This is a genomic window from Neglectibacter sp. CSJ-5 (assembly GCF_032490475.1).
GTDB lineage: Bacteria > Bacillota > Clostridia > Oscillospirales > Acutalibacteraceae > Hominenteromicrobium > Hominenteromicrobium mulieris.
The window spans coordinates 92,599-102,660 of sequence record NZ_JAVYJC010000004.1; the positions used below are offsets into that span (position 1 = coordinate 92,599).

At 49.6% G+C, this 10,062-nt stretch carries 12 protein-coding genes and 1 pseudogene; 12 read left to right on the forward strand and 1 reads right to left on the reverse strand.

Annotation, left to right across the window (positions count from 1 at the left end; genetic code table 11):
* Positions 1-8 precede the first annotated feature (8 nt).
* A complete protein-coding gene (locus R2K26_RS09270; protein WP_316519911.1) occupies positions 9-815 on the reverse strand; it encodes a helix-turn-helix domain-containing protein in 807 nt (268 codons plus the stop codon).
* Positions 816-1,298: 483 nt separating this feature from the next.
* On the opposite strand from R2K26_RS09270, the gene R2K26_RS09275 reads away from it, so the two are divergent.
* The 12 genes and pseudogenes from R2K26_RS09275 to R2K26_RS09330 all read left to right on the forward strand — a co-directional run bounded on the left by R2K26_RS09275 (position 1,299) and on the right by R2K26_RS09330 (position 10,059).
* Entirely contained in the window at positions 1,299-1,487 is a 189-nt protein-coding gene (locus R2K26_RS09275) for a hypothetical protein (RefSeq protein ID WP_005930722.1), read from the forward strand.
* Positions 1,484-1,825, forward strand: a complete 342-nt coding sequence (locus R2K26_RS09280) for a DeoR family transcriptional regulator (RefSeq protein ID WP_097786107.1) — start codon at positions 1,484-1,486, stop codon at positions 1,823-1,825. The genes R2K26_RS09275 and R2K26_RS09280 overlap by 4 nt, the downstream gene beginning before the upstream one ends.
* On the forward strand, positions 1,818-2,114 hold the full coding sequence (locus R2K26_RS09285; RefSeq protein WP_002594808.1) for a DUF3847 domain-containing protein: 297 nt from the start codon (positions 1,818-1,820) through the stop codon (positions 2,112-2,114). Before R2K26_RS09280 ends, R2K26_RS09285 begins: the two co-directional genes overlap by 8 nt.
* 311 nt (positions 2,115-2,425) lie before the next feature.
* Positions 2,426-2,680, forward strand: a complete 255-nt coding sequence (locus R2K26_RS09290; RefSeq protein ID WP_316519939.1) for a CPCC family cysteine-rich protein — start codon at positions 2,426-2,428, stop codon at positions 2,678-2,680.
* A 21-nt stretch (positions 2,681-2,701) separates the two neighbouring features.
* A complete protein-coding gene (locus R2K26_RS09295; RefSeq protein ID WP_242411074.1) occupies positions 2,702-3,106 on the forward strand; it encodes a hypothetical protein in 405 nt (134 codons plus the stop codon).
* 182 nt (positions 3,107-3,288) lie between these two features.
* Positions 3,289-4,869: a MobQ family relaxase gene (gene mobQ, locus R2K26_RS09300; protein ID WP_316519944.1), complete on the forward strand. Its 1,581-nt coding sequence runs from the start codon at positions 3,289-3,291 to the stop codon at positions 4,867-4,869.
* Positions 4,870-4,934: 65 nt separating this feature from the next.
* Entirely contained in the window at positions 4,935-5,579 is a 645-nt protein-coding gene (locus R2K26_RS09305) for a CHC2 zinc finger domain-containing protein (RefSeq protein WP_316519946.1), read from the forward strand.
* A complete protein-coding gene (locus R2K26_RS09310) occupies positions 5,548-6,885 on the forward strand; it encodes a virulence-associated E family protein (RefSeq protein WP_316520863.1) in 1,338 nt (445 codons plus the stop codon). Before R2K26_RS09305 ends, R2K26_RS09310 begins: the two co-directional genes overlap by 32 nt.
* A gap of 241 nt (positions 6,886-7,126) precedes the next feature.
* Positions 7,127-7,324 (forward strand): hypothetical protein, encoded by a 198-nt coding sequence (locus R2K26_RS09315; RefSeq protein ID WP_003020324.1) that lies wholly within the window; start codon positions 7,127-7,129, stop codon positions 7,322-7,324.
* A complete protein-coding gene (locus R2K26_RS09320) occupies positions 7,325-8,995 on the forward strand; it encodes a recombinase family protein (protein WP_006060475.1) in 1,671 nt (556 codons plus the stop codon). It begins immediately after the preceding gene.
* Between the two features lie 90 nt (positions 8,996-9,085).
* Positions 9,086-9,169: pseudogene (locus R2K26_RS09325) on the forward strand (Maff2 family mobile element protein); the annotation flags it as partial.
* Positions 9,170-9,189: 20 nt separating this feature from the next.
* The gene (locus R2K26_RS09330; RefSeq protein WP_117863040.1) at positions 9,190-10,059 is read left to right on the forward strand and encodes a VirB6/TrbL-like conjugal transfer protein, CD1112 family; all 870 of its coding nucleotides are present in this window, start codon (positions 9,190-9,192) and stop codon (positions 10,057-10,059) included.
* The last annotated feature ends 3 nt before the right edge of the window (positions 10,060-10,062 follow it).

The following is a 10,062-nucleotide window of genomic DNA, read 5'->3' on the forward strand; positions in this document are numbered from 1 at the left end:
GGTTTTTTTTACCGTTTTTTCCTCTGGCTGATAGGCGTTCCCATTTTCTTTGATTTTTTGAGAATCCGAATGAGCCAGCGAAATTCTTCATCTGACAGATTTTTATAGTTGATACCAAGTTGCTTGCAGTAAAGGACAACCAGCTTTTCATCCCGGCTGCCCTTAAAATTTTCGACCGCTTCCAGATTTTCTTTCAGTTCATCGGCAACGGTGGTCTGGGGTGCACTCTCACTGTCCTTTTTGTGGGCTTCCCGAATATCCCGGATAATGAGGTTGAGGTCATCCAGAACCATGTGACTAAAATACTCATCATCGCTGATATGGGCGGCTTGCAGCACTTTCAAATGGGGGTCATCTTCGCCGGGGCGATACCGTTCAATGATTTCATGCCGGACGGTATCGACAAGGGCGTTGAGGTTCTGAATCTGCATGGTGGCAATCCCATCCACATAAATCTCAATATCCGCAAGAAACTCGATAAAGTCCTTATGGGTGGCAAGTTCGCACAGCAGACGGTTGTTAATCCGACCGCTTTTCAGAAGTACTACCATCTTATCACTCAAATGCAGCTCCCTTAATGGCGTGTTGATCTCCGCCCGGTTCTCTGTCCGGCAAAAGAGATAATCGAGGGACACCCCATAAAAATCTGCCAGCAGGATAAGGTTGCCATGATTGATTTCCTTATAATCCTCTTTTTCATAATTCCCAAGAGCTGATTTGGAAATGCCCGTCAGCTTTGATAATTCTTCCAGATTTAAGCCTTTGTCCTTGCGGAGTTCCCAAAGGCGTTCCTGTATGCTTGTTGCTCCTTTCATGGGCGCACGCTCCTTTCCGGTGGTTTGATTGCTGCCGCTTATCTGGATTATATCACACTTTCCGCAATCGTGGAAATTTCTGATTTTTACCCCTGATTCCTACTTTGTGGATATACGGCACAGGGCACAAAAATGTTCTATGATACAGGTAGTTCATCGATGGATTATTCCAATCGAATGACCAGCCTGTGTGGGATATGCTTCCCCGGCGATGTAGTGCCATGACTTTTGGCAGGGATATGGAGGAACCCTTACCAAAACGAGCATACCAAAGGGAGCGATACGCCGCTGTGAGATTCAGGGGAGGAACGACACCGGGGAGAACTGGCGAACTGACACCGAAATGATACCGAAACACGACAATCTGATAGGGGGACAGTCTACCCTATCGCTGATACTTCGGGAGATTTTAAGCGGCTCTATGGCTGTAATTTTGCCGAAAATCGCCCCGAAACCATACACGAAAACGGGAGGAAGCGCAATATGCCGAGAATGAGCAAAAAGAGGAAGCATGAGCTTTCCTTTTACCTCAATGACCGGGGGCGTGTCACTTACAACGAATTATGCCGGAAATGCCAGCATGGGTGCAGGCAGAGCTTCCGGGCGGTTGTGATTGACTGCCCCCGTTATTTATCCAAACGAGCAAAGAAAAAGGAGGAACACACAGAATGAATTTTGAATTTATGACGATAGACACACCATTGCCGCCCTGTATGCCCTTTCCCAGAGCGTTGACAGGATTTCCAGTCAGCAGCACCGCAAAGGTCATGTACTGCCGGATGTTGGACGCTATGCTATCCAAAGGGCAGGAGGACGAAAACGGAATCCTGTTTGTCTGCTTCCCTGTTACAGCCATTGCCGCAGTCTTGTCCCGCAGCTCTATGACGGTCAAGCGTTCTCTGAATGAACTGGAAACCGCCGGACTTATCATGCGGGTGCGTCAGGGCGTTGGAGAACCAAACAGGATTTATGTGCTGATACCGGGAAAGGAGGACGCTGCCCTTGCCTGATACCTCAAAGCTGGAAAAGCTCAACCGGGAGCTGGAGAAAAGCGAAAAGAAACTGCGGAAAGCCATCAATGATGAAAAGGCATTGCAGCACCAGTTAAAGCAGCTTACCCGAAAGGAACGGACGCACCGGCTCTGTACCCGTGGCGGTATGCTGGAAAGTTTTCTGCAAGAGCCGGAACGCCTGACAGATGATGATGTCATGCTGTTGTTGAAACTCATTTTTCACAGACAGGATACGCAGGAACTATTGAAAAAACTGCTGGAACGGGAGAAGCCGGAAACCCCTTAGTTTACTAAGGGCGCAATTATACACCACCCAAAGGTTGGTGCATTGCGTTCTCCGAAGGCTCCTCGCCGGAGGGCTGTGATTTTCCGCAGTCAAGGTCTGCTCCAAATCATACAGGGGACGCTACGCTTCCCCTGCGTTGGCTGCCGCCAGCTACCCTTTTGTGGACTTGCCATCTGGGGACACCTTGCGCTGTAAGCTGTTCCCAGCCGACAAGTTTCATAAAATATGCTATCTTTTCGATAATCGATGAAGTATAATAAAGTCAGAAATAAATCAGGAATTTGAGGTCAAGGCTTAAACGGGAGGTTTATATGAAAAAATACCAATGTCCTTGCTGCGGATATTTTACCTATAATGTTCCGGCAAATGAAGATTGTGGGTATATCTGTCCCGTTTGTTTTTGGGAGAATGACCCGTTCATTGCTTCTGATAACGAACCAAGTGACTCTAATCATGGAATAACGATAAAAGAAGCGAAATCCAATTTCTCAAAATTTGGTGCTTGTGAAAAAGAAATGTTATGTTATGTCCGACCACCAAGAGATGATGAAAAAGAAATTTCATAGTAGTGTGTAAAGGAGAATCAAATGAAGCATAAAAAGTTTTTGTTAATTGCACTGATATGTTTAATCGGTATAGGTATTAGCTTTCTTTTGTTTTCTGCTCATAGACCATTCAAAGATTTAGAGGCAGCAGATATTACTTCGGCAAGTGTTCGGTTATCGCCACCTGATACAACAATTCAGATAGTAGAAACAGAGGAATTAGTATCATATCTCAATGAGGTAGTTATTTACAATAAGGACAACTCATATACAGAATATGACGGACAAGCAGTTATTTTCACTCTGTCTTTGGCAGATGGTTCTCAAGTGGAGATTATAGCATACAATCCATTTATTATAATTGACGGTATTGGTTATAAATGCAAATATGAACCTTGTGAAGCTCTTAATCATTATGCTAATGAGCTAATGACAAGAGAACCATAATTTTTAAGTGTACCATCTACCCATCGGGTCAACTTGTCCCGAACTTTTACAACTAAATATCCGCCGCCCTCACAGCGGCACACCGAGCAGGAAATCTGAAAAAGGTCTCCTGCTTTTTTTCTGCCAAAATGAGGTGGTAAAACGCCACCCCATCCACCAATTACCGAAAGGAGGGACACGAAATGCCCTGCCCACACAACGAAATCACGATTGTTCAGCGCAGCCAGCGACAGTCTGCGGTTGCCGCCGCTGCTTACCAAAGCGGCGAAAAGCTGTTCTGTGAATACGACCAGCAAGTGAAGCACTACCCGGAAAAGCGTGGTATTGTCCACAATGAAATTCTGCTCCCGGCAAACGCCCCACGGTCGTATGCAGACCGCAATACCTTATGGAACGCCGCCGAAGCGGTGGAAAAGCAATGGAACTCCCAGCTTGCAAGGCGGTGGGTGCTTACCATCCCAAGAGAGATACCACCCGACCAGTATGCTGTCCTTGTCCGGGAATTTTGTGAGCAGCAGTTTGTTTCCAAAGGCATGATTGCTGATTTTGCAATCCATGACCCCCATCCGCCGGGACACAATCCCCACGCCCATGTCATGCTCACTATGAGGGCAATGGACGAACATGGAAAATGGCTTCCCAAGAGCCGCAAGGTTTATGACCTTGACGAAAACGGGGAACGGATAAAACTTCCGTCCGGCAGATGGAAAAGCCACAAGGAGGATACGGTGGATTGGAACGACCAGAAGTATTGCGAAATCTGGCGGCATGAATGGGAGGTCATCCAGAACCGCTATCTGGAAGCCAATGACCGCCCAGAGCGTGTGGACTTGCGTTCTTATGCCAGACAGGGGCTTGATATTATCCCTACTGTCCATGAGGGAGCTGCTGTCCGGCAGATGGAAAAGCGGGGTATCCAGACGAACATCGGCAACCTGAACCGGGAAATCAGAGCCGCCAACCGCCTGATGAAGTCTATCCGGCAGCTCATTCAAAACCTCAAAGGCTGGATTACCGAGCTGGGAGAAAAACGAAAAGAACTGCTTGCACAAAAGGCGGCGGAGGAAGCGACACTTCTTCCCAATCTGCTGATGAAGTATATGGAGATACGAAAGGAAGAACGGAAGGACTGGACAAGGGCTGGACAGAACCGGGGGACTTCACAGGACTTAAAGGCAGTCAGCGAAGCCCTGTCCTATCTCCGGCAAAAGGGGCTTTCCACTGTGGAGGACTTAGAAGCGTTTCTGGAATCTTCCGGGAAATCAGCCGCCGATTACCGCAATCAGATGAAGCCAAAGGAAGCCCGCAGCAAAGTGATTGACGGGATTCTTGCCAGCCGGACAGACTGCAAGGAATGTAAGCCTGTCTATGAGAAGTACCAGAAGATATTTTTTAAGAAAACAAAGGAGAAATTCAAACAGGAACACCCAGAGGTTGCCCGATATGCGAAAGCCGCCGCCTACCTTGCCAAGCACCCGGATGATAAGGACAGCACCCAAGAGGAGCTGCAAGAGGAGCAGGAAACCCTTCTCAGCGAAATCGCAGAGCTGAAAGTACCGCTGACCGAGGTACAGGAGGATTTGAAGAAGCTGCGGGACATCCGCTACTGGGTACGGAAAGCCACACCTGGCACAGAGGAAAGTAAAGAGCCGCCTAAGAAGCAGCCCATCAAGGAAGTCTTGCAGGATAAGGCAGACGAGAAAAAGGCTCAAAGAACCGCCCCGGCACAGGCGAAACACAGACAACAGGATATGGAACTTTAACAGGCACTTGCCATTTTCAATCAGAGAATGTCAGGTGTTTTTTCTTTTTTCAAGGAGGGATAGATTTGAATGTATTTGAAGCTGTGAAGCAGTCTGTCACAACAAGACAGGCAGCGGAGCATTATGGAATCCGTGTAGGTCGGAACGGGATGGCTTGCTGCCCGTTCCATCATGATAAAACCCCAAGCATGAAGCTGGATCGGCGTTACCACTGCTTCGGCTGCGGTGCGGATGGGGATGTGATTGATTTTGCCGCCGCCCTGTATGGGCTGGGAAAGAAAGAAGCCGCCGTACAGCTGGCACAGGACTTCGGGCTTTCCTATGAGGACTGGAAGCCGCCGGGAAAGGCAAAAAAGCCCAAGCCCCGGCAAAAATCCACGGAGGAACAGTTTCAGGAAGCAAAGAGCCGCTGCTTCCGTATTCTTGCCGACTATCTCCACCTGCTCCGGGCATGGAGAACGGACTACGCCCCGCACTCCCCGGAGGAAGCCTTTCATCCCCGGTTTGTGGAAGCCTTACAGAAGCAAGACCAAGTGGAATATCTGCTGGATGTGCTGCTGTTCGGGGAAACGGAGGAAAAAGCAGCTTTGATTACGGACTACGGAAAGGATGTGATACAGCTTGAACAGCGAATGGCAGAGCTTGCAGCCGCAGACGCAGCAAGAACTAAAAAACACCATGAACGCCATGCAGCCGCCCCAGAGCATTGAGGAAATCAAGGCGGGGCTGGAAACTACCGAGAAAGGCGGTGTCCGTCAGAGCATACGGAACTGCCTGACCGTATTCCAGCGTGACCCTCTGCTTTCCGGGGCTATCGCATACAACATCCTGACCGACCGCAAGGACATCATAAAGCCCATCGGCTTCCACAGAGAAAGCACCGCCCTGAACGATACGGACATGAAGTATCTGCTTCTTTATCTGGAAGAAACCTATGGGCTTACCAATGAGAAAAAGATTGATAATGCCATCGGGATTGTGGCGAATGAAAACAAGTACCATCCCATCCGGGACTATCTCAATACTCTTGTGTGGGATGGGACAGAGCGAATCCGTTTCTGCCTGCGGCACTTTCTGGGGGCTGACGCAGATGATTACACCTATGAAGCATTGAAGCTGTTCCTGTTGGGTGCAATCTCACGAGCCTTTCAGCCAGGGTGCAAATTTGAAATCATGCTCTGTCTGGTAGGCGGTCAGGGGGCTGGCAAGTCCACTTTCTTCCGTCTGCTGGCAGTCCGGGACGAGTGGTTCTCCGATGATTTGCGGAAGCTGGACGATGACAATGTGTACCGCAAGCTGCAAGGTCACTGGATTATCGAAATGTCGGAAATGATGGCAACCGCCAACGCCAAGAGCATTGAGGAAATCAAGTCATTTTTAAGCCGGCAGAAGGAGGTCTACAAGATACCCTATGAAACCCACCCGGCAGACCGCCCCCGTCAGTGCGTGTTTGGCGGCACTTCCAATGCCCTTGACTTCCTGCCCCTTGACCGTTCCGGCAACCGCCGCTTTATCCCCGTCATGGTGTACCCGGAGCAAGCCGAGGTTCACATTTTGGAGGACGAAGCCGCTTCCAGAGCCTATATCGAGCAGATGTGGGCAGAAGCGATGGAAATTTACAGAAGCGGCAGGTTCAAGCTGGCTTTCAGCCCTGCCATGCAGCGGTATCTCAAAGAACACCAGCGGGATTTTATGCCGGAGGACACCAAAGCCGGGATGATACAGGCGTATCTTGATAAGTACACCGGGAGCATGGTCTGCTCCAAGCAGCTCTATAAGGAAGCCTTGAACCATGCCTTTGACGAGCCGAAGCAATGGGAAATCCGGGAAATCAACGAGATTATGAACCAGTGCATTTCTGGCTGGCGGTACTTCCCGAACCCAAGAATGTTTTCAGAATATGGCAGACAAAAGGGCTGGGAGCGTGAAAAACCGGCAACGGACTCCGGCAACCCGTCTGAAAAAACGATGGACGGTTTTGTGGAGGTCACAGAACAGATGGAGCTTCCGTTCTGAAAATGGCAGCCCGTTGCACCCCCTGTTGCTATCCCGTTGCCGAGCCGGTTGCCGGGGAAAATCCCGAAACTATCGGCTTTTCTCCCCTATGACAACCAAAACAACAGAAAAATAAAAGAAAAGTATAAATAGTAACCATCGCCAGATTGAGATTGTTTGCAAGGTCTTTTGAAGCCCGTTGCCGGACTTCGTTGCCGACACCCTCTGTCTGGCTATTTTCATGTATGGAGGATAACTGCCTATGGCAAAAAACAAAACAGAGATTCATGTTACAACGGTATTTGACGGGGAACTGGACGCAACCGATGTGTTCGTCAGCCTGATTTCCCAGAAATACGGTAAGACAAATACGAAAGAATATCTTGCTAAAAGGAAAGATATGAGCTATAATGAAGATGAGGTTCAAAAGAGCCAGATACCGTCTGGATTGTGTGGGTAAATGGCTATGATGAACGAAATGGAATACAGAACAATCGGTTCGGCACTTGCCGGAGGGTATCGTGCAGCAGTCTATTGCAGGCTGTCAAAGGACGATGACCTGCAAGGCGAAAGTGCCAGTATCGCAAACCAGCGTGATATGCTGGAAAAATACTGCGAAAAGCAGGGATGGGAGGTTGTGGCAGTCTATCAGGACGATGGCTTCACAGGTCTTAATATGGAGCGTCCTGATTTACAGAGAATGTTGAGAGCCATTGAGCGCAGGCAAATCAACCTTGTCATCACGAAAGACCTCAGCCGACTGGGGCGTAACTATCTGCAAACCGGGCATTTGATTGAGGACTTTTTCCCAAGAAACGGTGTCCGCTATATCGCCATGAATGACGGTATCGACACCCTGCGTGATAACAACGATATTGCCCCGTTCAAGAATATCCTGAACGAGATGTACAGCAAGGATATTTCCAAGAAAGTCCATTCCTCTTATCTTCTGAAAGCGCAGAAAGGACAGTTTACCGGGTGTCTTGCCCCGTTCGGGTATCGGAAAGACCCGGAGGACAAAAACCATCTGCTCATTGACGAGGAAACCGCCCCGATTGTGCGGCTGATTTTCGGATATGCCCTAAACGGTCATGGTCCGAACTATATCCGCAGACGGCTGGAGGAAGAAAAAATCCCCTGCCCCACATGGTGGAACCGGGAACGGGGGCTTCGCAATACCCGCACCAAATGGGAAAAGAAAGACCCGGAAAACGGGCGGTATATGTGGGACTTCTCCGTTATCAAAGACCTTTTGATGAATCCCGTCTACACCGGGGCGATTGCTTCCCAGAAAAAGGACTACCGTTTCAAAATCGGCACGATTGGGGAAAAGAAGCCGGAGGACTGGATTGTGGTGGAGGGACAGCATGAACCGCTGATTGACCGCATGAGCTTTGACATTGTGCAGAACAAGCTGAAATCCCGCCAGCGTCCGGGGCAGACCAATGAAATCAGCCTGTTTGCCGGACTGATAAAATGCGGTGAGTGTGGGAAGTCACTGACGATACGCTACACAAACGCAAAACATCCCCAGCAGATTTACTCCTGCAAAACCTACAATGCCTTTGGAAAGAACCACTGCACCCAGCACCGGATTGATTATGACACCCTTTACAGCCATGTGCTGCGGAAAATCCGGGAATGTGCCAGAGCCGCCCTGATGGACGGGGAAGCGGTTGCCGACCGCTTGACCAATACCTGTGAAGCCGAGCAGCGGGAACAGCGGGAAGCAATGGAACGCTCCCTCACAAGGGACGAGGAACGGATTGAGGTTCTGGACAAAATGGTAATGCGGCTTTATGAGGATATGATTGCAGGGCGTATCAGTGAACAGAATTTCAACACCATGCTGGAAAAGACACAGACCGAGCAAGCGGAGCTTAAAGCAAAAGTGTCCGAGGGCAGAAAGCGGCTGTCCGATGAAGTCCAGCTTGCCAATGACGCAAAACAATGGGTGGAAGCCATTCAGGAATACGCCAATATCACAGAGCTGGACGCAGCCACCCTCAACCGCTTAATCAAAGAAATCGTCGTGCATGAGCGCATTGACGAAGATAAAACAAGACACATTTCTATCGAAATTCATTTTAATCTCAAACCCATCCCAGAGGTGGAACAGGTCACTGCCTGACCTGTCCCGCCGGGACGGTTCTCTTAAAAACACCATATAGATTTTTTGTACGCCGCCGCCCGCCATCGAGCAGAGTTTTACACCTAATTGGGTATAAAACAGTTGATGGCCGGCGGCGGTGTCGCCCTCATCGGCATCACCCTTGTACCTCTGCTCTCCGGCCTGTTCGGTTGATCGTCCGGCGGTGATCGCTTATGGGCGGCATACTCGACAAACTCGATGAATGGCTCCGAGGGTTGCTCATCGAGGGAATCACGGGAAACCTGTCGGGCATGTTCGATACGGTCAATACCAAAGTAGGCGAGATTGCCGGTGAAGTGGGACAGACGCCGCTGGCATGGAACAGCGGCGTCTTTTCTATGATCCGAAACCTCTCTGAAACGGTGATCGTTCCAATCGCCGGGGTTATCCTGACATTCGTAATGTGTTATGAGCTGATCCAGCTTGTGACAGAGAAAAATAATCTGCACGATGTAGACACCTGGATGTTCTTCAAGTGGATTTTCAAGACCTTCTGTGCCGTCCTCATTGTGACAAACACATGGAATATCGTCATGGGTATCTTCGATGTGGGGCAAAGCGTTGTGAACAGCAGCGCAGGCGTCATCATCGGGAACACCTCCATTGATATCGGCAGCGTCATCACGGATATGGAGGCGCAGCTTGAAGCCTTGGGCACGGGAGAACTGTTCGGGCTGTGGTTCCAGTCCCTTTTCGTAGGACTTACCATGAACGCCCTTTCCATCTGTATCATGCTTGTCATCTACGGCCGCATGATCGAGGTGTATTTGACAACTTCCGTTGGACCAATTCCGCTTGCCACTATGACAAACCGGGATTGGAGCCATACAGGACAGAACTACTTGAAATCCCTGTTTGCATTGGCGTTCCAGGCATTTCTAATCATGGTGTGCGTGGGAATCTACTCTGTTTTGGTACAGAGTATCGCCACGGACGGAAATATCTCAGGCGCGATATGGGCCTGCATGGGCTACACGGTCCTGCTGTGCTTCGCCCTGTTCAAGACCGGCAGCCTCTCTAAGAGCCTGTTCGGAGCGCATTAAGGA